This window comes from Gemmatimonadaceae bacterium, assembly GCA_040882285.1.
Classification (GTDB): domain Bacteria; phylum Gemmatimonadota; class Gemmatimonadetes; order Gemmatimonadales; family Gemmatimonadaceae; genus JACDCY01.
In genome coordinates, this window is record JBBEBQ010000018.1 from 206,073 (window position 1) to 229,779 (window position 23,707).

General features: G+C 64.3%; 19 protein-coding genes. 18 read left to right on the top strand and 1 reads right to left on the bottom strand.

Going from position 1 to position 23,707, the window contains the following annotated elements:
- Window positions 1-40: 40 nt before the first annotated feature.
- The 7 genes from WEA80_10175 to WEA80_10205 all read left to right on the top strand — a co-directional run bounded on the left by WEA80_10175 (window position 41) and on the right by WEA80_10205 (window position 10,144).
- Window positions 41-1,009, top strand: a complete 969-nt coding sequence (locus tag WEA80_10175; GenBank protein ID MEX1186943.1) for a PhoH family protein — start codon at window positions 41-43, stop codon at window positions 1,007-1,009.
- A 70-nt stretch (window positions 1,010-1,079) separates the two neighbouring features.
- Window positions 1,080-1,568 (top strand): rRNA maturation RNase YbeY, encoded by a 489-nt coding sequence (ybeY, locus tag WEA80_10180; protein ID MEX1186944.1) that lies wholly within the window; start codon window positions 1,080-1,082, stop codon window positions 1,566-1,568.
- Complete coding sequence (meaB, locus tag WEA80_10185; GenBank protein MEX1186945.1) at window positions 1,558-2,703, top strand: methylmalonyl Co-A mutase-associated GTPase MeaB; 1,146 nt, start codon at window positions 1,558-1,560, stop codon at window positions 2,701-2,703. The genes ybeY and meaB overlap by 11 nt, the downstream gene beginning before the upstream one ends.
- Window positions 2,700-4,406, top strand: coding sequence for a methylmalonyl-CoA mutase family protein (locus WEA80_10190; GenBank protein MEX1186946.1), 1,707 nt, complete (start codon window positions 2,700-2,702; stop codon window positions 4,404-4,406). The genes meaB and WEA80_10190 overlap by 4 nt, the downstream gene beginning before the upstream one ends.
- Before the next feature lie 1,508 nt (window positions 4,407-5,914).
- Window positions 5,915-6,421 carry an ImmA/IrrE family metallo-endopeptidase gene (locus WEA80_10195; GenBank protein MEX1186947.1) on the top strand — a complete coding sequence of 169 codons (507 nt, stop codon included), beginning with the start codon at window positions 5,915-5,917 and terminating at the stop codon, window positions 6,419-6,421.
- Window positions 6,422-6,439: 18 nt separating this feature from the next.
- Complete coding sequence (locus WEA80_10200; protein MEX1186948.1) at window positions 6,440-7,429, top strand: PD-(D/E)XK nuclease family protein; 990 nt, start codon at window positions 6,440-6,442, stop codon at window positions 7,427-7,429.
- Window positions 7,430-7,627: 198 nt separating this feature from the next.
- Entirely contained in the window at window positions 7,628-10,144 is a 2,517-nt protein-coding gene (locus WEA80_10205) for a BsuBI/PstI family type II restriction endonuclease (GenBank protein ID MEX1186949.1), read from the top strand.
- 1,499 nt (window positions 10,145-11,643) lie between these two features.
- Here the strand turns inward: WEA80_10205 and WEA80_10210 are convergent.
- Window positions 11,644-12,087: a hypothetical protein gene (locus WEA80_10210; GenBank protein ID MEX1186950.1), complete on the bottom strand. Its 444-nt coding sequence runs from the start codon at window positions 12,085-12,087 to the stop codon at window positions 11,644-11,646.
- A 57-nt stretch (window positions 12,088-12,144) separates the two neighbouring features.
- Here WEA80_10210 and WEA80_10215 point away from each other — a divergent pair, with 57 nt between their 5' ends.
- From WEA80_10215 to WEA80_10265, 11 genes are all read left to right on the top strand, one after another.
- Entirely contained in the window at window positions 12,145-12,558 is a 414-nt protein-coding gene (locus WEA80_10215) for a cobalamin B12-binding domain-containing protein (GenBank protein ID MEX1186951.1), read from the top strand.
- Window positions 12,559-12,616: 58 nt separating this feature from the next.
- Window positions 12,617-14,137 (top strand): transporter substrate-binding domain-containing protein, encoded by a 1,521-nt coding sequence (locus tag WEA80_10220; protein ID MEX1186952.1) that lies wholly within the window; start codon window positions 12,617-12,619, stop codon window positions 14,135-14,137.
- Between the two features lie 95 nt (window positions 14,138-14,232).
- The gene (locus WEA80_10225; protein ID MEX1186953.1) at window positions 14,233-15,474 is read left to right on the top strand and encodes a sensor histidine kinase; all 1,242 of its coding nucleotides are present in this window, start codon (window positions 14,233-14,235) and stop codon (window positions 15,472-15,474) included.
- The gene (locus tag WEA80_10230; protein ID MEX1186954.1) at window positions 15,471-17,078 is read left to right on the top strand and encodes an acyl-CoA carboxylase subunit beta; all 1,608 of its coding nucleotides are present in this window, start codon (window positions 15,471-15,473) and stop codon (window positions 17,076-17,078) included. Before WEA80_10225 ends, WEA80_10230 begins: the two co-directional genes overlap by 4 nt.
- Window positions 17,075-18,436 (top strand): acyclic terpene utilization AtuA family protein, encoded by a 1,362-nt coding sequence (locus tag WEA80_10235; GenBank protein MEX1186955.1) that lies wholly within the window; start codon window positions 17,075-17,077, stop codon window positions 18,434-18,436. Before WEA80_10230 ends, WEA80_10235 begins: the two co-directional genes overlap by 4 nt.
- Window positions 18,433-18,789, top strand: coding sequence for a hypothetical protein (locus WEA80_10240; protein MEX1186956.1), 357 nt, complete (start codon window positions 18,433-18,435; stop codon window positions 18,787-18,789). The genes WEA80_10235 and WEA80_10240 overlap by 4 nt, the downstream gene beginning before the upstream one ends.
- A complete protein-coding gene (locus tag WEA80_10245) occupies window positions 18,786-19,553 on the top strand; it encodes an enoyl-CoA hydratase/isomerase family protein (protein MEX1186957.1) in 768 nt (255 codons plus the stop codon). Before WEA80_10240 ends, WEA80_10245 begins: the two co-directional genes overlap by 4 nt.
- Window positions 19,553-19,717, top strand: a complete 165-nt coding sequence (locus WEA80_10250) for a hypothetical protein (GenBank protein MEX1186958.1) — start codon at window positions 19,553-19,555, stop codon at window positions 19,715-19,717. Before WEA80_10245 ends, WEA80_10250 begins: the two co-directional genes overlap by 1 nt.
- A 115-nt stretch (window positions 19,718-19,832) precedes the next feature.
- Window positions 19,833-21,575, top strand: a complete 1,743-nt coding sequence (locus tag WEA80_10255) for an ATP-dependent DNA helicase RecQ (GenBank protein MEX1186959.1) — start codon at window positions 19,833-19,835, stop codon at window positions 21,573-21,575.
- Between the two features lie 106 nt (window positions 21,576-21,681).
- Window positions 21,682-22,899 carry an acyl-CoA dehydrogenase gene (locus WEA80_10260; protein ID MEX1186960.1) on the top strand — a complete coding sequence of 406 codons (1,218 nt, stop codon included), beginning with the start codon at window positions 21,682-21,684 and terminating at the stop codon, window positions 22,897-22,899.
- Between the two features lie 34 nt (window positions 22,900-22,933).
- Complete coding sequence (locus WEA80_10265; GenBank protein ID MEX1186961.1) at window positions 22,934-23,482, top strand: isoprenylcysteine carboxylmethyltransferase family protein; 549 nt, start codon at window positions 22,934-22,936, stop codon at window positions 23,480-23,482.
- Window positions 23,483-23,707: the final 225 nt, after the last annotated feature.

The following is a 23,707-nucleotide window of genomic DNA, read 5'->3' on the forward strand; positions in this document are numbered from 1 at the left end:
ACAGCCAATAGCCAACAGCCAATAGCCAACAGCTCATTTAATGCCTGACGATTTCCAGACCAACAAGCTCTCCACCGAAGGCGCGGACATGCTGACGCTCGCGGGCGTCAACGACGAGAACCTGATCGAGCTGCAGAAGCAGAGCGGTGCCAAGGTCGCGCTGCGCGGCGACACGCTCACCGTGAGCGGGTCGAACGAATCAGTGGAGCGCGCTACGCCGATCGCGCAGCGCATGATCGACGCGGCCAAGCAGCGCGTGCCGTTGACCGCCGACGACGTGCTGCGGATGACCTTGGAGGACGTGTCGGACACCGGCGGGAACGGCTCCGGCCTGGACGACGGCGAGACGCGGATCGTGCTCCCCGGCATCCGCAAGGTCATCCGCCCCAAGACGCGCGGGCAGAACGAGTACCTGCGGCTGATCATGGACAACGATATCGTGATCGGGATCGGCCCGGCCGGTACCGGCAAGACTTATCTCGCGGTGGCCGCCGCCGTGGACGCGCTCAGCAAGAAGCGGGTGCGCCGGATCGTGCTCGCGCGTCCCGCCGTCGAAGCGGGCGAATCACTCGGCTTCCTCCCGGGCGACATGCAGGCGAAAGTCGATCCGTACCTGCGCCCGCTGTACGACGCGCTCGAGGACATGATGCCGCAGGAGCGCGTGGTGAAGGCGCTCGAGACGCGGACGATCGAGATCGCGCCGCTGGCGTACATGCGCGGCCGCACCCTGTCCGACGCGTTCGTGATCCTGGACGAAGCGCAGAACGCCACCAACGCCCAGATGAAGATGTTCCTCACGCGGCTCGGCGTGAACTCCAAGACGGTGATCACCGGCGACAAGACGCAGATAGACTTGCAGCGGCGGGAGGAATCGGGACTGCTCCAGGTCGAGCGCATCCTGCCGGGCATCGAGGGGATCGGCTTCCATTACCTCGACGACGCGGACGTGGTGCGCCACCGGCTCGTGCGCGAGATCATCAAGGCGTACGCCGACGACTCGGGCGGTTGACACGCCCCCGTCGCGGCTCGCTGTCGACGTCTCGCTCGGCGGCCAGCGCATCCCGCTGTCGGCCGACCGCGTGCGCGACCTGGTCCGCCGGACGCTGCTCGCCGAACGCGTGAAGGAGGCGATGATCTCGGTCGCTTTCGTCTCCAGCCGCGAGATCGCGAAGCTCAACCGCGAGCACCTCGATCACGCGGGGCCAACCGATGTGATCTCGTTCGCGCTCGGCGACGCGCCAGGCGCCGCGCCCGGGGCTGGCCGCGACACCGGACGTGTATCCCCTGCGGGCGCTACGGCCTTCGGCCTAAGACGCGCCCTTCGGGGACACGCGTCCGGTTCTGCGGCCAGCCCCTTCGAACATTCCGTCCTGGGCGACATTTACATCTGTCCGGACATCGTGCGGAAAAATGCGGCCCATTACGGGGCCGGCATGCGTGAAGAGCTCGCGCGAGTCATCGTCCACGGGACGCTGCACGTTCTCGGTTACGATCATGAGCCCGGTGAGGACCGCGTGAGCTCGGACATGTGGCGCAAACAGGAGAGGATTCTCGCTGATGCCTTCTAGCATCGCGCCGGCGCGCGCGGCGGCGTTCGATCAGCTACTCGCGGACTTCGACGCCGGCAAGTCGGCCGCGCTCGCGCGCGTCGTCAGCATCGTGGAGAACCACCGGGCCGGCTTCGACGAGATACTCGGCCGGCTGCACACCAAGCTCGGCCGCGCGCGGCGCATCGGGATCACCGGACCACCGGGAGCGGGGAAGAGCACGCTCGGCACTCTGCTCGTGCGCGAGCTGCGGAACGCCGGACACCGCGTGGGAGTCGTCGCGGTGGATCCTACCTCGCCGTTCACGGGCGGCGCGCTGCTCGGCGACCGCGTGCGCATGGAGAGCGTGGCGCTCGACTCCGGGGTGTTCATTCGGTCGATGGCCACGCGCGGCTCGCTCGGCGGGCTCGCCGCCGCCACGCGCGAGGTCGCCGACGTGCTCGACGCGTTCGGCTTCGAGCGGATCATCGTCGAGACCGTGGGCGTCGGGCAGTCCGAGCTGGACATCGCGCGCATCGCCGACAGCAGCGTCGTCGTGCTCGTCCCGGAGTCGGGCGATTCGATTCAGACGCTCAAGGCCGGCCTGATGGAGATCGCCGACATCTTCGTGGTGAACAAGGCCGACCGCCCCGGCGCCGACCGCCTCCGCATGGACATCGAGCTGATGCTCGGCCTCCGCTCCGGCGCGACGATGAAGAACATGCCCGCGCACCACGGCGTGGACATGAAAGCCATCAATCCGGCCCGCCTGGCACGTCAGGCAGCGAAGGCCCAACTCGCAACTGATGCTGTTAGCCAAAAGCCAATAGCCAATAGCCAACAGCTTCCCTGGCTTCCGCCGGTGCTGAGCACCATCGCGACAAAGGCCGAGGGAGTAGTCGAGCTCCTCACCGCCATCGATGCGCACTTTACATATCTTGAAGCCAGTGGTGAGTTGCGGACCCGCCGTCGTCGCCGCCTTCGTGACCGCGTTGTCGACGTGGTCGAGCAACGCGTGCGCAATCGCTTGTGGAGTGATTCCGGCACGCAGCAGTGGCTGGACGGGCGGGTGGAGGAGATGGAAAGCGGATCGGCGACGCCGTTCACGGTCGCCGACGAGCTGCTGGAGAAGAGCGGCGAGCTGATCGCCCACCGAGACAAGCGAGCGAGCAAATGACCGCCATCAAGGGATTCGACGACAAGCAGCTGAAGCCGGCGGACCAGCGCGACGCCGAGCTGAAGCGCCTGCGCGAGGAAGTCGCCGAGTGGCGGCGGAAGTATGAGGCCGCGGCCAAGCGCGACATCGGCTTCGTCAACTCGCAGAAGGCCGTCGAGCCCGTGTACACCGCGCTCGACACCGAGGACATTGATCCAGCGGAGATCGGTCTGCCTGGCGTGTACCCATTCACGCGGGGTTCGCACGCGACCGGTTACCGCGGCAAGCTGTGGACGATGCGGCAGTTCGCCGGCTTCGGCACGGCGAAGCAGACCAACACGCGCTACAAGTTCCTGTTAGCGCACGGGCAGACGGGGTTGTCGGTGGCGTTCGACTTCCCGACGCTGATGGGCTACGATTCGGATCACCCGCGCTCGCTCGGCGAGGTCGGCAAGTGCGGCGTCGCGATCTCGAGTCTCGCCGACATGGAGACGCTGTTCGACGGGATACCGCTGGACGAAGTGTCGGTCTCCATGACGATCAACGGCCCGGCGGTGATCCTGTACTGCTTCTACATCGCCGCGGCAGAGAAGAAGGGGATAGACGCCAAGCAACTCCGGGGGACGATCCAGAACGACATCCTCAAGGAGTACATGGCGCAACATGCGTGGTGCTTCCCGATCGAGCCCGCGCTGCGCCTGATCGTTGATTGTTTCGAGTGGTCCGAGGAGCACGTGCCGCAGTGGAACACGATCTCCATCTCCGGCTACCACATCCGCGAAGCGGGGGCGACGGCCGCGCAGGAGCTGGCGTTCACGCTGGCCGACGGCTTCACGTACGTGGAGCGCGGGATCGCGCGCGGGCTCGACGTGGACGGCTTCAGCAAGCGGCTGTCGTTCTTCTGGGACATCCACAATGACTTCTTCGAGGAGATCGCCAAGCTCCGGGCGGCACGTCGGATCTGGGCGCGGCACATGAAGGAGCGGTACGGCGCGAAGGATCCGCGCTCGTGGATCATGCGCTTCCACTCGCAGACCGCGGGGGTGACGCTGACCGCGCAGCAGCCGATGAACAACATCGTGCGCGTCGCGTACCAGGGCCTCGCCGCCGTGCTCGGCGGCACCCAGTCGCTGCACACCAACTCGATGGACGAGACGCTTGCGCTTCCCACGGAAGAGGCGGTGCAGGTCGCGCTGCGCACGCAGCAGGTGCTCGCGTTCGAGACCGGCGCGGCGAACGTGAGCGATCCACTCGGCGGGTCGTACTACGTCGAGCGGCTCACGTCCGATCTCGAAGCGGAAGCGGAGCGCATCTTCGCCGACATCGAGCAGCAGGGCGGGGTGGTAGCCGCGCTGGAGAAGGGCTGGCTCCAGCGGAAGATCGCCGAGTCCGCCGCGCGGCAGCAGTGGGAGCTGGAGCAGCGGCGCAAGCTCGTGGTGGGCGTGAACGAGTTTGTTACGGACGAGCCCGAGCTGACGATCCCGCTACTGAAGATCGGCAAGGAAGCCGAGGCCGAGCAGCGGAAGTCCATGGCCGCGATGCGGGCGAAGCGCGATCAGGCGCTGGTGGACCGGAGGCTGAACGAGCTGCGCGAGGCCGCGCGCACGGACGCGAACCTGATGCCGCTGATTCTCGACTGCGCGCGGGCGTACTGCACGCTGTACGAGATCAGAGCGGCGTTGGAGGACGTGTTCGGGGCGTACCGGGAGCCGGTTTTCTTTTGACTATCTGGAGCGCTCTTTCCCCGTAGAAAGGGATAGCTGGCGACGGTTCTAGGCGGGACGTGAGCCGACGAGAAGGATTCCTGCGGGTATCGGTCTGCGCCGAATCGACGGTGCCCAAGCTTCGAACATGGACCGCGCGTCCCACTGGAGCCTCAGCCGCTGGATGACCTCTTCGGGGATCGCACGAAAACACAATGCCGTGACAATGCGATCGGGATAGTTCGCGGGATCGTCTAGATCGTCCGAGAGGTGGCATCCTGAGTATGGACGCCTGGATCCACAGCCAGCACAAAGTTCCGATGGCGACTGAAAGAACAGGCGCGCTGCTGGTTCATGAATTACTTGTGGGCCGGGCCATCGGCCGAACGCTTCTGCGTACGCTTGCCGTGCGACCCACAGCGAGATCGCTCCCATGCGGTCCAACAACGATGGGTCCTCCCACCCCTCGTCGGCCTGGTCAAACGCGCATATGCTACCATCGAAGTAGCTGTGCCGGGGCCCGATCCAGCGACCGAACTGGACATCGGAATCCCACCGCGCCCAAGACGCTATCCTCCCGGGGATAAACGTCGGTATCAGCGTAAGAACTGTGGCAGACATCCAGAGTCTGGGGATCGGCCTCACGTTGATCGTCAGCCAGATGCCCGACGAGGCGACCTCAGTTCGAGCTTGCGGATAAGCTGAAGCCACCTCGTCGAGCTCCCTCACCATCCGGTCACTCAGCTGCCTGAAGATCGGTGCGGCTTGATCGGGCGAACTGGGTCTTTCGGTGGTACAACGTCCGGCGGGCCCTTCCCGTGATCGGGTTGAGGATCCCTCGGACCGTCTCGCTGGTCCGGCGCCATCTGCGCTCACCTCCTTGGCGCTTCCCGCCACGTTCGCGACGGTCGACTGAGCGGGTACCAGTCGACCACCTGAGGCAACTCCTGGCCAGACATCATTGTCTAGCCCCTCACCAATCACGCGAAGGATGTCTCGCCCGGTTGGCGCGTCTGAACCCACTAAGGCTGCCACTCGTCAATAGTACCTCTAATCCAGCGATAACGCAAGCAAGTACTACTTGTCAGTATTTTTGGCATTGACGAAGTCCTTTTGCCATGTATACTGTCCGACGTGAGTTCATCGAAGCCGCAGCCCTTGCTCAGAGTTTTCGGCCAAAAACTGGCAAAGGCGCGTCACCGAGCCGGCCTATCTCAGGAAGAGCTGGCTCGACGCCTCAAATTGGCCCGGTCTTCAGTTAGCAATCTCGAGCTTGGGCGACAGAGGCCCAACCTGGAACTTCTGTACGCTGCCGCCGCCGTATTGGGAATTCGGCCAGCGGCACTCCTTCCAGATCCCAAAACGGTTTTTGTCCCTTGGAGCGATAGCGTGGAGTTGCACGTCGCGCCGGATGAGAGACGTATTACGGAATCCGATCGAAGACAACTTGTGAGCTTAGTTGCCGAAGTGACGGGACGAGACGCGTAGCGGTGGCGCGAATTCGGAAAGCGCGTGCTGCAGCGCGATCGGTGCTAAGCAAATCTCCAAAGGGAATCCCGACCGATTTGGATGCCATCGCCGCGAACCTTGGCGCGAGTGTAGAGTCCCGCGACGACCTCGGACCAAACGTGGCGGGTGTTCTTATTCCGCTTCCCGAGCGCGGACGCTGGGTAATCGCCGTTAACGCGAATGACCCGGAAAGTCGCCGTAGGTTCACAATCGCTCACGAAATCGCGCACATCATTCTGCACGGATACACCGCTCCGCATGCCGATGGGTCATTCCAGCTACGTATGCGCAATGAGGAGTCCGCCACTGGAACGGTTGACGAGGAAATCGAAGCGAATCAATTTGCCGCTGAATTGTTACTGCCCGCTGATCTCCTCCTAAAGGACGTGTCAAGCGTTGTCCTAGAGCACGAGTCCAAGGCGTCGTCGAGTGCAGGTTTTGACGATACACTGGCGAAACTTGCGGCCAAATACGGAGTTAGCCGTCAAGCGCTCGCGCTTCGCCTGTCTGCGCTGGGGGTGCTATAAGTGGCAGGCCAACGGACCGTGACCGCTGGGGCCACGGACGCGGCTCCACCATACGTACATCGCGACTATCCGGAGTTCAGCTGGTCGAGCAGTAGAGAATTGCTGTTCGAAAGATGTCGGCGCCGTTATTTCTGGCACTATTACGGTTCGTCGAACGGGTGGGAACGGACATCCAGCGACGTAGCCAAAACGGCATGGCGGCTGAAGAATCTCACATCATTCGATGTTCAGGTCGGGACCGAGGTCCACGAACGCGCTAAGGATTATGTCGCGTCGGTTCTGGATGGCCGACCCATACCGGTCGCCTCGCTCATTGAAACGACGATGAAAGCCCTAGACGAGTTGTATGCGCGCTCCCAAGACCTAGAGTCGTTTCAGGCGCGTCCAAAACGCCATCCCGTCGCGTACGGAGCCTATTACAAGCGCGGGGTCCTTGAGAATCAGCTCCTACGGGCTCGGGCTCGGGCCGTGAAATGTATCGACAATCTCGTTTCGTCCGCTATTTGGGACGAGGTAGGCAGGGCTGGGAAAGAAGGAACAGTAATGGTTGAACCGCTATCCACGTTCCAAGTTGGCGGCATTACCGTGTACGCCGTACCAGATCTCGTGTATCTGACCAATAACGAATGGACTATCGTCGATTGGAAAACTGGTGTTGCGGATGAGGGAAGCGATCAGCTCGCGGTTTACGGTCTCTATATCCGCGAGGCGTTGAGTTTGACGAATCCAACCAGCCATTATCCCACGAAGCTCGTTCACCTTCAAAGCGGGAAGGTTGACGTTGTCCGGTTCACGGATTCTGAGATACTCGCCGTTCGAACGAGGATAGAGTGCAGTGCGGCCGACATGCGCGACATGTTAGTAGATATACTCACAAATCGGCCTAAGGCCATGAGTGGCTTTCAGCTCACCGACGACCCCAGTGAGTGCCGGATTTGTCCTTTCTTCCAGCTTTGCGAGCCTGAGCTCGTTTTGCTGGGCCGCGCAGGGGTCCGACTAAAGTTCTAACCATCCGAAGATTCGGTCCATGTGAAACCGGCCAATGGCGGCCGCTGCCACATATGTGGATGGCGCCTGAGATGCGCGGGCCCGCAGCTCAGACGAACCCTTTCTTGAGGGTTCACCGATCCATCGGCATTCTTTCGCTATGGATTGCACCGTTTTGGCTCGGACACTTGGGGCGCGCGCCGTAAATTGTAGGTGACTATGACGTTTGCATCTACGGCCGCATTTACCGCGTCGCACGACGCTGTCAGTGTTGCGGAATCCATACAAGCCGAAATCGTGCGGGCGACGCGGCGGTCCGCGCGCGCAACTCTTGGTCAGTTCTTCACGCCGGCCGGGGTTGCCGAGGTACTCGCTTCTCTTAGCGAAAAGAGAGGAGCCCAACTTCGCATGCTGGACCCCGGCGCCGGCGTAGGAATGTTGATCGCCGCCTGGGTTTCGCACGTGATACGCGGCGACACGGCGCCAGAAGCGATAGATGTAACTGCGTTCGAAGTCGACCAGCACCTCCAGGGAAGTCTGAATCGAGTCCTCGAAACGTGTCACAGGGCGTGTAACGACGCGGGGATAAGGTTTTCATATTCGATCCGACTCGAGGATTTCGTCTCAGCCGCCGTCGAGGCCTTGTCGGGGGGATTGTTCGCCTCGGAGATCGTGCCATTCGATTGTGCCCTCTTGAATCCGCCGTACAAGAAAATCAGGAGTGACTCCGTCGAACGTACTCTCTTGAGCGGCGCAGGAATTGAGACAAGTAATCTCTACACGGCTTTCGTCGCCCTCAGCATGAGGCTCCTAGCTGAGCGCGGCGAGTTGATGGCAATCACTCCGCGGTCATTCTGTAATGGCCCTTACTTCCGCACGTTTCGAGGAGACCTCCTTGGCTCAAACAACCTGACTCATCTCCACGTTCTTGATTCCAGATCCGCTGCATTCGGACAAGATGGCGTTCTGCAAGAGAACGTCATCTTCCGCGTGGAGCGCGGAACTCCGCAGAGGTCACAGGTTTCGGTTGAATGGAGCGCCGGCGGAACGTCAGAAGAAATCCACCGCCGAAACGTGGCATTCGACCAAGTTATCCAGCCTACTGATCCAGACAATGTGATCCACATTACTCCCGACGAATGGGACACCACCGTGAGTCGCGTAGTTGAAAAGCTCTCGAGTTCTCTCGCTCAACTCGGGCTCGAGGTTTCAACCGGGCGCGTAGTTGAGTTTCGGGCTCGTGAGCACTTGCGTTCCGTTCTGGGCCCGGAAAGCATTCCTCTCATTTATCCGCGGCACATATACGGACAGTCCGTTCGGTGGCCCCATCCGCGCGCCAACAAGCCCAATGCCTTGGCGCTGTCACCTGCATCAGCGGAATTGACGAATCCGGGTGGTGTCTACGTAGTCGTCAAACGTTTCACGGCAAAGGAAGAGAACCGACGATTGGTCGCAGCAGTTGTGACACCGGATTCCGTACCCGGCGACAGAGTAGCTTTCGAGAATCACGTGAACTACTTCCACCGAGCTGGGAGAGGGATTCCCAAGACGCTGGCAGTGGGTCTCGCTGCATTTCTAAATTCGACTATCGCGGATCGTTATTTTCGCCAGTTCAGCGGCCACACGCAGGTGAACGCTACAGATCTTAGGAAGTTGCCGTATCCGAGCGCCGCGCAGTTGGACAGCATCGCAACGCAGATGCCAATTCCGTCAACGACGCAAGAGCAGCTTGACGATATAGTCGAAGAGGTAATCATCGCCGTGAAGAAGCCGCGAAAACGTGGGTCCAAAGCGATCAAGGCGCGCCTTGTGGAAGCGTCCGCCGCCCTTAAGGCGCTGGGGCTACCCAAGGACCAACAGAACGAGCGTGCGGCACTAACCCTTCTGGCCCTTCTGGGGATGCGATCGGGAGATCAATGGACGGCAGCAAAGAATCCGGTACGCGGCGTGACGCCGATTATGGGCTTTGTGGCTGAACATTACGACAAGCACTGGAAGCCGAACACACGCGAAACTATCCGGCGTTTCACGCTTCATCAGTTCGAGGCGGCCGGCGTTGTCGTGGCGAATCCAGATAAGCCCGATCGCGCGACGAATAGTCCGGCGTACTGTTATCAAGTTCCGCCAGTTGTCCTACGCCTTCTAAAGACCTTAGGAACGTCGCGGTGGGACGCGAATCTTCGGAAGTATTTAGCAGCCTCGGACACCCTTGTTGCGAGATATGCTAGAGAGCGTGATATGCGTCGCTTGCCGCTGACTCTCCGCGACGGCCTGGAGATATCACTATCGCCGGGGGGACAGAACGAGCTGATACGGCAGATCGTCGAGGATTTCTGCCCCCGCTTCACGCCGGGTGGCCGCGCACTCTACGTGGGCGACGCTGACAAAAAATGGGGCTACTTCGATCGCGATCGCCTTGCAGAGCTCGGCGTTGCCGTCAAGGCCCACGGGAAGATGCCGGATGTGGTCGTTCACTTCGAAAAAATGAACTGGTTAGTACTGGTGGAGGCAGTTACCAGTCACGGTCCCGTCAATCCGAAACGACGGGCAGAGCTGAAGAAGCTGTTTGCCACTTCAAAAGCGCCGCTCGTGTTCGTGACGGCGTTTATGACTCGGCAGGCACTGAAGAAATTCCTCGGCGACATTGCATGGGAAACCGAGGTATGGGCGGCGGATGCGCCCACTCATCTCATTCATTTCAACGGCGAACGGTTCCTGGGGCCGTACGACAGTTGAGCGTCGCTCTGGATTCGCAAGCGTGCGAATAAACCGGCCCGCGGGATGGTTTTCCTGAGGCGCTAGTCCAGGGTTAGCACGTACTGCCCGGTCTCACCCGCCTCGAACGACGACGCCGCGATAACGTACCTCCCCCGCGGCAGCATTCCCGACAGCCGCGCGTCGGTGCGAAGCGGCGCGGACGGATGCTAATCGGATGCCACTCATTCTCGATTGCCCGCGCGCGTACTGCACGCTGTATGAGATCAGGGCTGCGTTGGAGGACGTGTTCGGGGGCGTGCCGAGAGCCCGTTTTTTCTAGCGATGCAAGGAATACGAAGTTTCTTCAGGGTCCGCGGCCGAGAGTGTGTCAGCCCATTTCATAAGTGTTCTAGCGGCGCCGAGCACCGCAGCAACTTGTTCTCTCTCGAGGCTAGATTTAGATGAGCCCACTGCCCGCTGGTTCAGGTTACCGTGGGCAAGCCTTCCTCGTTCCTTCCAGAGTCGCGTGATCCATTCCCCAGAATCCGGTTCCTCTTGAAAAAAGTCCCGTCGCAACTGCAGCGGCGCAACCACTCGGAGGTTTCGAAGCAGGTCGCTAGAACTGATGAGTCGTATTACCCGCCGCCGCGGATTTCCGGACCGGCTCAAAGCTCGCGAGAGGCCTTCCCTAACCGCGAGCTCACACGCCATGGCTACTAACAAGACGGCGAGCTCGTCCTGCTGGTCGGATATCGAGGTAAAAACTGCATCAAAGTATAAGTCGAGAGAGAGGGGTGAGTCGCAACCCTCCCCGGCGTTACGAGCAAGAGCAGCGAACAACTCCGAACTAAGCAATGTGTCTTCGACGCCCATCGTCGCTTCGATCCTCATCGACAAGGCCATCGACTGATTCGTCTGGATTCGCTCGCCGCGTCCGTTGATATCCATTGTGTTCCGTGGGTTGGATTCATATTCGGCGTGCGGTCGAGTGATCCACCACTGATTCGTGGCAGCGCGAATGAGCCTTAGGAATCGGCCAACAAACGCGTCGGCCGCGTTCCGGCCGGCCACTTCATCCCCGTAGACGTCAACTCGTACTGCGTCTGCGCGAATTCGGTCCGCGGGAACCTGCGGGGTGATCGTGACCGAAGGACCGCCCTGAGGTTGGGTTGTAAACGGCCTTCGGGGGACTCTAGACAGGTCAACCTGCGCGATTGGGGGCACTTCAGTTTTCCGGTTCTGAAACGGACCGTAGACTGTCCCGCGGTGGCCATCCAACACGAGCGGAATTGGCGGAAACTCCTCCTTGGTACGATGGATGTCGAACGGAAACAAATAGAAATGCGCCTTGCCCGCAGGTGTTGCCACTCGATGTTCATCCGCGTGTTCGGGGGAGTTTCAATATAGACGAGGAGATGCGCACTGAAATCATGGAGCGCCTCGGTATTTGCAACTCTCCATCCTTACGTAAAGTCCAAGGGTTACACGCCGAAATGGGCCAATCGTTTAACGCTATATGCTCTATGCCATCTTTCGCCTCAATCAACCGTCAGCACGTACTGCCCCGTCTCTCCCGCCTCGAATGACGACGCCGCGATGACGTACCGGCCCCGCGGCAGGGTCCCCGACAGCCGCGCGTCGGTATCGAAGTCGTTGAAGTCGTCGTTCTCGTACAGCAGCTCGCGTGTGTCCCAATCGTAGATCGCCAGGTACGCGTCGAAATCGAACGACTCGAGATCGATGATCAGAAAGTCCTGATCGTTGCGATGGTCGAAGAAGTACATGTCGGTGTACGCGCCCTGCACCCGGCAGTCGCCGCTCGACAATGTGCCGGCGCGCGCGTCGCCCGCGAAGATGTCGCGCAAGTCGCAACCCATGAACGTCCGATAGCGGGGATCGGTGGCGTAGTCGCCGCACGCCAGGAGCAGCGCGACGGGACCGGCCAGCAACGCTCCCCTGAGGGACCGCTGAATGTTCTTCATGTCGGCCGGTACACGGCCTTACTGGTTCAGTTCCGTTGTTCCCAGTAAGTTGACCCCATGACCCGCCCTATCCGCATCCTCGTAGCCAAGCCGGGCCTCGACGGCCACGACCGCGGCGCCAAGGTCGTCGCCGCGGCGCTCCGCGACGCCGGCATGGAAGTCATCTACACGGGCCTGCACCAGACACCCGAGATGATCGCCACCGCGGCGGTCCAGGAAGACGTGGACGTCGTGGGCCTCTCCATCCTGAGCGGCGCGCACATGACGCTCTTCCCGCGCGTGGTGGAGCTCCTCCGCGAGCAGGGGCGCGACGACATCCTCATCACCGGCGGCGGGATCCTCCCCAAGGAAGACATGGAGGCGCTCCAGGCCATGGGGATCGGGAAGCTGTTCGGCCCTGGCACGCACACCAGCGAGCTGATCGCCTACATAAAGGATTGGTTCGCCCAGCGGCAGGAGCAGGAAGCCTAGCCCGCCAGTCGCGGCGGCCGCCCGCCGTCGCGGCCCGAAGTTCGCATGTCGCGAGGGTGTGACTCGCACACGCACACCCCTAAAGCCCGGTCGATTCGCGCTGCTCGTCCTCCTGACTGGAATCTTCGGCTGCGGGGAGATGCCGTTCCTCTCCCAGGCGATCTACAAAGCGCAGCGCAGGGCGAAGATGGGTCCCTCGATCCAGCGCGACCTCCCGGCCATCGCGCAGCGCGACACGCTGGTGGTCATCGCTCCGTACAACTCGACCACTTACTTCCTGTACCGTGCCGAGCCGATGGGCTACGAGTACGAGCTGCTGAAGAAGTTCGCGGAAGATCTGGACGTGAAGCTGCGGATGCTGGTGGTGACGGAGCGCGACAGCATGTTCAAGCTCCTGCGCGCGGGGAAGGGCGACATCGTCGCGGCGCGCCTCGTTGCCGCGCCGGAAGATTCGGGAGTGGTGGCGTACACCCGCGCGCTATACGCCACGAACCCGGTACTGGTGCAGATATCCACCAGCCCGCCGGCGGTCGTCGTCGCGGACACTGCTCCGGCGCTTGGCGGCGCGGCGAAGCCCGCCACGCCTCCCCCCATCACGCCGGCGCGCGTGCGGCAGGTCCAGCGGCCGTCGCAGCTCCAGGGGCAGCGCGTGGACGTCCCCGAGCAGTCACCCTATACGCGTACGCTGATCGAGCTGGCCGATACGCTGACCGGCGACATTTACGTGGTCGAGGTAGATGCAACCTCCGAAGCGCTGATCCGCGCGGTCTCCGAGGGCACCATCCGGTACACGGTCGCGCAGGGGAACCTCGCCGACATATCCAGCGACCACTACACGAACATCGCGGTCCGCCCCGCCCTCGGCGAAGCCGCGCCCATCGCGTGGGCGGTGCGCCCGAACGCGCCGCAGCTGCTCGCGCGGCTCAACCAGTGGCTGGACGACGAGCAGAACGCGGCGACGCTCAAGAACCTGTACACCAAGTACTTCGTGCACAGCGCGGGTTATCACCAGCGGCTCGAAAGCCCGTTCCTCGCGTCCGAGACCGGAACCCTGTCGGAGTACGACACGCTGTTCAAGGAAGGAGCGAAGAAGATCGGCTGGGACTGGCGGCTGCTGGCGTCGCAGGCGTACCAGGAATCCAAGTTCCAGCCGCGCGCCCGGTCGTGGGCGGGCGCTACCGGCCTGCTCCAGCTCATGCCGAGGACGGCCGCGGAGTTCAAGGTGCGCAACGCCACCGATCCCGAGGAGAACGTCGCCGGCGCCGTGCGCTTCCTCGACTGGCTGACGAACTACTGGACCAAGCGGATCGAGGACCCGGACGAGCGGCTCAAGTTCATCCTCGCGTCGTACAACACCGGCTCCGGCCACGTGGAGGACGCGCAGCGGCTCGCTAGGCAGGCCGGCGACGACCCGACGAAATGGGCGGACGTCTCCTACTGGCTGCTGCAGAAGTCCAAGCGCGAGGTGTACACCAATCCCGTCGTGAAATACGGCTACTCCCGTGGCATCGAGCCGGTGAACTACGTCGCGATCATCCTCGAGCGTTTTCAGCACTACCGACAGGCCGGGAACGACTAGCCGCTGCGGGACTGGCGCGAGCGTTCGCGCCTCCCTTCATTTCGGAATCGTTGTCGCATCGCTTCTCTTCCTCCCAGCCGACGGATTGATCGCTCTTGCCCGGTGACTCCCTTCACACGCTGGCCTCCGAGGTCGCCAACCTGCTGCGCGGCTCGAAGGACGAGCTCGTTTCCCGTTGGCTGGAGCGGATCAGCGCGAGAGTGTCGCTGGCCCCGAACAAGATCTTTCCGACCGACGACCTGCTGAATCACGTTCCGCTGCTCATCGAGGGGATCGCCGACTTCCTGGAGCGGCCCGACGACCCCGACGACGGCACGGCGATGTCGGCCAAGGCCATGGAGCTGGGCGCGCTGCGCCACGCGCAGGGGTTCGACGCCTACCAGATCCTCAAGGAGTACGAGATCCTCGGCGGCGTCGTCTTCTCCTTCCTGTACGAGGCGGTCGAAGAAGCGCGCCTGGAAGCACCGCGCCGTGATTTTCTGCGCTGCTGGCAGCGCGTAGGACAGGCGATCGAAGTGATCCGCCAGGCCACGATGACGCACTTCCTCCGGCTCTCGGCGGAGAAGGTGAAGGAGCGCGAGGAGCAGCTCCGCAAATTCAACCGAACCGTGTCGCACGAGCTGAAGAATCGCGTGGGCGCGATCCGCGGCGCGGCGCACCTGCTCCAGGAGGACTGGCTCGAGCCGCCGCAGCGGCAGCGCTTTCAGCGCATGCTGCTGGAGAACTCCGATTCGCTGCAGCGGGCCTTCCTGAACCTGGTCTCGCTGTCGCAGATCGAGACCGACTCCCGCCAGCGGCGGAACGTGCTGCTCCCTCAGGCCGCGGCCGAAGTGGTGCGGCAGCTGCGCGACGCGGCCCGGGCGGCGTCGGTTCAGGTGGAGCTGGCCGACGATCTTCCCCCGGTCGAGGTGGACGCCGGCGCGGTCGAGCTGTGCCTGATGAACTACATCTCGAACTCGATCAAGTACAGCGACAAGCAGGCCGAGCGGCGGTGGGTGCGGATCGAGGGGGGTTTCCGCTTCGAGGACACGAGCGTGACCGGCGGGCTGAGCGGCGAGCTGACCGTCCGCGTCCGCGACAACGGTATCGGCGTGCCGGAGAAGGCGCGCTCCGAGCTGTTCGGGGAATTTTTTCGGGCGCACGCGGCAACCGTCACCGGTATCGAAGGCTCCGGGCTCGGCTTGAGCATCGTGCGCGAGACGGTCGAGTCGCTCGGCGGATGCGCCTGGGCGGAGTTTCCCGCCGAGGGCGGGTCGGTGTTCGCGTTCGCGCTCCCGTCGCGGCGGGAGGAGGACGCGGCCGCCGCGGGTACGCGCCGGCCGGAGGGAGGGAAGTGAGCGCGCGGCTCCGCGAGCTGAGCGCGGCCGTCCGCAAGCTCGAGGGTCAGATCGCGAAGGGCGGCGGTGCCGAGCGCACGTTGAAGGTGCACAAGCAGGGGAAACTCACCGCGCGCGAGCGGATCGAGGGGCTGCGGGACGAGGGCACGCGCTTTCTCGAGATCGGAATGCTGGTCGCGCACGACAAGTACGACGGCCAGGCGCCGGCGGCGGGCGTGGTGACGGGAATCGGCGCCGTGCAAGGCCGGCTGTGCGTGATGGTCGCCAACGATCCGACGGTGAAAGCGGGCTCGTGGTGGCCCGAGACGATCCCCAAGATTCTCCGCGCCCAGGAGATCGCGATGCGGTGCCGCATCCCGATCATCTACCTGGTGGATTCCGCCGGCGTGAACCTGCCGTACCAGGGCGGCGTGTTTCCCGGGCAGTACGGCGCGGCGCGGATTTTCTACTACAACTCGATCATGCGCCGCTACCTGCGCGTGCCGCAGCTCGCCGCCGTGATGGGCCAGTGCGTGGCTGGGGGTGCGTACCTCCCCGCGCTGTCCGACGTGATCCTGATGGTGAAAGGGACGTCGTTCATGGGGCTTGCCGGCCCCAATCTGGTCAAGGGCGCGACGGGCGAGGTCGTCGATTCGGAAACGCTGGGCGGCGCAGTAATGCATACGCAAGTGAGCGGTGTGGCTCACTATGCAGTAGAGAGCGATGCCGAGTGTCTCGAGCGTTTGCGGGAGCTGGTCGGCCAACTGCCATTGCAGCTACCCGTGAGTGCAGACGACGAGGACGCATCGACGACAGATGCGTCCTCGTCATCCACCAATGCTGAGGCATTGTACGACCTGCTGCCCGCGGACCACCGGATGTCGTACGACATGCACGCGCTCCTGCGCGCGATCGTGGATGACGGCGCTCTCACGGAGTTTCAGCCGGAGCTGGCCAAGGAGATGATCTGCGCGGACGCGCGGATCGGCGGGATTCCGGTCGGAATCATCGCGAACTTGCGCGAGCTGGTGAAGCGGCCGGGGGAAAAGCCGAGGATCGGCGGAATCATCTACACCGACAGCGCGGAGAAGACCGCGTTCTTCATAGAGCGGTGCGACAAGCAGAGGCTGCCGATCCTGTTCGTGCAGGACGTATCGGGGTTCATGGTGGGCCCGGAGGCGGAGCAGAGCGGGATCATCCGCGCGGGCGCGCGGTTCGTCGAAGCGATGGCCTGCGCGAGATCACCGAAGATCGTGCTCACCATCAACCACGCGTCGGGCGCGGGCTACTACGCCATGGCCGGGCAGGGGTTCGATCCGGATTTCATCTTCACCTGGCCGACCGGGCGAATGGGCGTGATGGAGGGCGAGTCGGCAATCCAGGCGGTGCACGGGCGAGCGCTGGAGACGGCGAAGACGAAAGGGAGCAAGCTCCCGCCTGAGGTCGAGAAGTCGGTGGACGAGATGCGCGAGGATTACGAGCACCAGCTCGACGCGAAGTACGCGGCGGCGCGCGGGTTCGTGGACGCGATCGTGCATCCGGAAGACACGCGCGAAGTGCTGGTGATGGCGTTGACGGCCGCTCTCCAGAACGCCGGTCCACACCTTGGAGCCTTCGTTCTGTGAAGCAGATCGTTCGCGTCGCGGCGGGGCAGGGTTTCTGGGGCGACGATTTGGACGCGCCGCGCAGGCAGGCGGATGGCGGGGAGATCGACTACCTCATGCTCGACTACCTCGCCGAAGTCACCATGAGCATCCTGCAGAAGCAGAAGGAGCGCGATCCCGCGATGGGCTACGCCCGCGATTTCGTGGGCGCGATCGAGAGCGTGCTGCCCGCGATCACGGAGCGCGGCGTGCGCGTCATCGCGAACGCCGGGGGCGTGAATCCGCCGGCGTGCGCCGCGGCGGTGCTGGAGATGGCGCAGGCGCGCGGCGCGGCGGGCAAGCTGAAGGTCGGCGTCGTCACGGGCGACGACCTCCTGCCGCGCATCGATGAGCTGATCTCCGCGGGGCACGAGCTGGCGAACATGGACACCGGCGAGCCGCTCAGCCAGGTGCGGGGCGACGTGATCGCTGCCAACGCGTACATCGGGTCGGAGCCGATCGTGGAAGCGCTGGCACGCGGCGCGAGCGTCGTCATCACCGGCCGCTCAACCGATACCGCGCTGACGATGGCGCCGCTGCGGCACGAGTTCGGCTGGGCCGCCGATGACTGGGACAAGCTCGCCGCCGGCATCGTCGCGGGGCACATCATCGAGTGCGGCGCGCAGTGCTCGGGCGGCAACTGCATGCACGACTGGCGCAACATTCCCGATCTCGCGAACGTCGGCTACCCGATCGCCGAGGCGGCGGCCGACGGGACGTTCACCATCACGAAGCACGCGGGCACCGGCGGCCGGGTGAGCGTACCGACGGTCACGGAGCAGCTCGTGTACGAGATGGGCGATCCCACGTCGTACATCACTCCCGACGTCGTCGCCGACTTCACGACGATCCAGCTCGAGCAGGCGGGCGAGAATCGCGTCCGCGTGCACGGGATCAAAGGCCGTCCCCCGACGGACAAGCTCAAGGTGTCGATCGCGTATCGCGCGGGCTTCAAGGCGGTCGGCACGCTGGTGTACGTCTGGCCCGACGCCGTCGACAAGGCGCGCGCGGCCGAGCGCATTCTGCGCGAGCGGCTCGACCGGCTGGGGCTGCGGTTCGACCACATTCTCGCGGAGCTGGTGGGGCATTCGTCCACGCACGGTCCTCTGGCGGGCGCGGCCGGCGAGGTGCCGGAGGTGCAGCTCCGCTTCGGCGTGCGCGGGCCCGACAGGAAGGCGGTCGAGCGGTTCACCCGCGAGATCGCGCCGCTGGTGCTGAACGGGCCGCCGAGCGTCACGGGGTTCGCCGGCGGCCGGCCGAAGGTCGAGGAGATCGTGGCGTACTGGCCCGCGCTGATCGACAAGACGCAGGTTCGCACGCAGGTGGAGGTCATCGCGTGAAGCTGCGGCTCCTCGACGTCGCGCACGCGCGCTCGGGCGACAAGGGCGATACCGCCAACGTCGGCGTCATAGCGCTGGACCCCGCGTGGTACCCGCTGCTCGCGCGTGAATTGACGGCGGAGCGCGTGGCGCATCACTTTGAGGGAATGATAACCGGACCAGTGGAGCGATTCGAGCTGCCGAATCTCCGCGCGCTCAACTTCCTGCTGCACGGCGCGCTCGACGGCGGGGGAACGATCTCGCTCAAGACGGACGCGCAGGGCAAGGTTTTCTCGACCGCTCTGCTGCGCATGATCCTCGACGTGCCGGACGCCGAGGCGAAGACGCTAAAGCTCCCGGGAGTGCGGGCATGAAGCGCGTGCTGTGCGAGGAAGGCGGCGGCGTGGCGAACATCATCCTCGCGCGCCCCGAGAAGAAGAACGCGCTGGACCGCGTCGCCGCGGACGAGCTCAGGCTCTGCCTCGAGCACATCCGCGAGTCGCCGACGGTGCGCGTGGTTCTGATAACCGGGCAAGGCAACGACTTCTGCGCCGGCGCCGACCTGGACGCGCTGTCCGCGATGCGCGACGCCACGTCCGAGCAGCACCGCGCGGACGCGCAGGCGCTGGGCGACGTCTTCGTGGCGATCCGGAGCCTGCCGCAGCCGGTCGTCGCCGGGGTGCAGGGACACGCTCTCGCCGGCGGGTGCGGGCTCGCGAACGCGTGCGACATCGCGCTCGCGCACGAGAACGCGCGCTTCGGCTACCCCGAGGTGCGCGTGGGGTTCGTGCCGGCGATGGTGATGACGATGCTCCGCCGCAGCGCGGGGGAGAAGCAGGCGTTCGAGCTGGTTGCGACCGGCCGGCTGATCGACGCGCACGAGGCCGAGCGGATCGGACTGATCACGCGCGTGATCGCGGCTGAGAAGTTCAAGGACGAGATCGAGCAGTGCGCCGCGCAGCTGGCGGAGCTGCCGGCCGAGGCGGTGCGGCTGACCAAGCGGCTCTTCTATGAATCGGAGGGGAAGAGCTTCGCGGAGAGTCTCGCGGCCGGCGTCGCGGGGAACGCGGAGGCGCGCGCTACCGCCGCGTTCCGCGAAGGTGTGGCGCGGTTCTCCCGCAGGGGCAAAAAGCAGTAGTGCCGCGGCTGCTGGCGATCCGCCTGTCGCTGGCGCTCACCGCCCTGGTCCTGTTCGCGCTGGGAATCCGGAATGACTCCACCTACCTCCGGATGGCCGGGATCGTCCTGCTGGGCGCGGCCCTTATCCTTCGATTCGTGGGGGGGAGAACGCCCAGGCTCTGAATCCGGGGGCTGCCGGTTACGACCGGAATGGACCGATTCGACGCAGGGCGGTTCGTGGCTTATGGTTCGGGGTAGCCGCGCCCCAGCCCACCTCCCACCGGTTCGCCCCAGCTCGATGACAAGCGTTGCAGCAACCCGGACCCGCAGGACGAAAAGGGGCGCGGGTCCCCGCACGGCGACCGACGTACTGCGCGACATGTTCGGCTACACGGAGTTCCGCGCCGGACAACTTGCCGCGGTCGAGTCGGTGCTCGCGGGACGCGACACGCTGGTTGTGCTCCCCACGGGCGGCGGGAAGTCGCTGGCGTATCAGGTCCCGGCGATGGTGCTCCCGGGACTGACCGTCGTGGTCTCGCCGCTCATATCATTGATGAAGGACCAGGTGGACGTCCTCACGCAGAAGGGCGTGGGGGCGGCGTTCCTCAACAGCACGCTGTCGCTGAACGATTCGCTCGACCGGCTCGCGCGCGCGACCACGGGCGACATCAAGCTGCTGTACGTCGCGCCCGAGCGGCTGGAGTCGGAGCGTCTCGTCGAGCGGCTGCGGTCGATCGGCGTGTCGCTGCTGGCGGTGGACGAAGCGCACTGCGTGAGCCAGTGGGGCCACGATTTCCGGCCCAGCTATCTGCGGCTGCGCGCGATGCGCGAGGGGCTGGGCTCGCCGCCGTGCATCGCGCTGACCGCGACGGCCACGCCGCACGTGCGCAGCGACATCATCACGCACCTCGGCCTGCGCGAGCCGGAAGTCGTCATCACCGGCTTCGACAGGACCAACCTGTCGTACGCGGTGCAGGCCGTGCGGCGCGACAAGGAAAAGGACCAGGTGCTGGTGAACGAGCTGCTCGAGAACCAGGGCACGACCGTGGTGTACGCACCCACCCGCAAGGCGGTGGACCGGATCACGGGCGTTCTGACTCGCGCGGACATCGGCGCCGCGGCGTACCACGCCGGGCTCGCGGGCGACCGCCGGCGGAAGGTGCAGGACGATTTCATGAGCGGGAGAGTGCGCGTGATCGTCGCGACCAACGCGTTCGGAATGGGGATCGACAAGCCGGACGTGCGGCTCGTGATCCACTACGCGATGCCGGGAACTCTCGAGGCCTACTACCAGGAAGCCGGGCGCGCGGGACGCGACGGCGACCACTCCGACGTGCTGCTGCTGCACGCCTATCAGGACAGGTTCACGCACGAGTTCTTCATCAAGGCGGCGCACCCCGAGCGCCGGACGATCGAGCGCGTGTTCGGTGCGCTGCTCCGCGCGACCAGCGGTAAGGGGATCACCGCCGACGATCCCGAGGCGCTGGCGGCGATGGCCGGCACGGGGATCGGCGCGCGCGACGTCGAAGCGGCGATCCGGGTGCTCACTTTCGCCGGCGCGGTCGGAACCGTCGGGGCGTCGTCGTCGCTCGTGACCGTGCGGCTGCTGGCGACGCACGCGCGGATCAAGCGGGAGCTGAGCGAGGGGGCGGAGCTGGAGATCGGGCTGCTGCGCGCGCTGTGGACCGTGGCGCGGGACAACCTCTACGCCGGCGCGACGATCGACTTGAACGGACTTCCTCCGGGGTTCGGCGGGGCGGCGGGGGCGACGCCGATCCTCGAGACGCTGGCCGCGAAGCAGTTCGTCGCCTGGGAGCGGAGCGGCGGCGGGCTGGCTCTGACCGGGGCGCGGAACGTGAAGGATCTGGACGTGGACTGGGACGGGCTCGACACCCGGCGCCGCGCGGAGATGGCGAAGCTGGACATGATGCAAAAATACGCTCAAACCAGGAACTGTCGGCGGACGTTCGTGCTGCGCTATTTCGGGGACAAGTCCGCCGCGCGCATCAGAAATTGCAGGAGTTGCGATAACTGCTTGTAGCACAGGCATCGCCGCAACTTCTGCCTGAGCGTGATGCGTTTCGCACAACGCTCTGATCGCATCGGAGCATGGCTCGTCCAGCACACCGTGAATAGACTTATCCCCAATGGATGACGCTCTTTATTTCGGCGAACAGCATCTCACCGTCCGCAACATGGTCCGCGAATTCGCCCGCGAGGAGATCGCGCCGACCGCCGCGAAGTACGACGAATCCGGCGAGTTCCCCTGGGACAACGTCCGCAAGATGATCGACCTCGGGCTCCTCGGGATTCCGTGGCCCGAAGAGTTGGGCGGTTCCGGCCTGGACCTGCTCGCCTACGTCAGCGTCATCCACGAGATGGCGAAGGTGGACGCGTCGCACGCGATCACCATCTCGGCGCACACCACGCTCGGCACCTCGCCGATCTTCCACTTCGGCAGCGGCGCGCAGCGCGAGCGGTATGTCCCGCTGCTGGCCGGCGGGAAAGTTCTCGCGGGGTTCGGGCTGACGGAGCCGAGCGCGGGGAGCGACGCGGGAGGAACGAAGACGACGGCCGTGAAGAAGGACGGGCGCTACGTCCTCAACGGCTCGAAGGTGTTCATCACGCACGGCGGCGTGGGCGAGGTTTTCGTCGTGACGGCGGTGACGACGCCCGGCATCGGCACGAAGGGGATCAGCTCCTTCATCATCACCAAGGAAACGTGCGACCGCGCGAAGGCGGACGCAGCCGGCTTCGGCCACGACGAATCACTGCCGAACACGCCGGGATTTACTTCCGGCAAGAAGGAGGACAAGCTGGGCTGGCGCGCGTCGGACACGCGGTCGCTCAACTTCGAGGACGCTGAAGTGCCGGAAGAGAACCTGCTCGGCGAGGAGGGGCAGGGCTTTCTCAACTTCATGCAGACGCTCGACGCCGGCCGGATCGGGATGGCGGCGCTGGCCCTCGGCATCGCCGAGGGCGCGTACGAGGAAGCGTTGCGCTACGCGTCGGAGCGGCGGCAGTTCGGGCAGCCCATATCCAACTTTCAGGGCGTCAGCTTTCCGCTGGCCGACATGGCGACGGAGATCGAGGCGGGCAAACACCTCGTGTATCACGCGGCGTGGCTGGCCGAGCACAAGAAGCCATTCACCAAGCAGGCCGCGATCGCGAAGCTGTTCTGTTCGGAGCTGGCGATGAGAACTACGATAAAGGCGGTCCAGGTCCACGGCGGATACGGGTACACGAAGGACTATCCGGTGGAGCGGATGATGCGGGATGCCAAGATCTGTGAGATCGGAGAGGGGACGTCGGAGGTTCAGCGGATGGTGATAGCGCGGCAGATTTTGCGGGAGATAAGAGATTGAACAGGGGAACTACGCAGCACGCAGCGTTTTTCCCATGAGCTATCAGGATCTCGCCAAGGCGCTCCGAATGCCGCTCGGCTTCGTGCTGGGCGCGCTGTACCTCGCGTTCGCCCAGCCCGAGCCCTTACCGCTCGCGGTCGGCGGCTCCATCGCGCTCATCGGCGTGCTTGTCCGCGGCTGGGCGAGCGGTCACATCCGCAAGAACGAGCAGCTCGCCATCACCGGCCCGTACGCGTACACGCGGAACCCGCTGTACTTCGGCAGCTTCCTGATCGCGGCCGGGTTCGCGATCGCGGCGCACTGGTCGCTGCTGTTGCTGGTGATCGCGTTCTTCGTGCTGGTGTACGCGCCGAAGATCGAGGCCGAGCGGGTCAACATCCTGGGCCGGTTTCCGACGGAGTATCCGAACTACGCGCGGAGCGTCCCTGCCTTTTTCCCGCGGCGCACGGCCTGGACGCTGGAGAGCGGCGAGGACGACCGGTTCAGCTTCGACCTGTACATGAAGCACGGCGAGTGGAAGGCCGCGCTGGTCTTCGTGGCCGCGCTGATCTGGCTGGGGCTGAGGGCTTCCCAGGGCTTATAAACCGATTTTATGGCGGCCGCTAAGTCGTTGTCGCTATTGACCGAACGATCGCCCCGGCGCTAAGTTTCCCCGCGTACATCCAGTGTTTTTCGGGCCGGCAGATTTGTGCGACTCGCATATCAGCCGGCTGGTGGGACGAGCAGCCGATGCACGTTCGATTGCTCCCATCCCGCAGCCCGTCGTCTGCGTGCCGCCCCGAAGGGGGCAATCGCGCGGGAGCCCGGG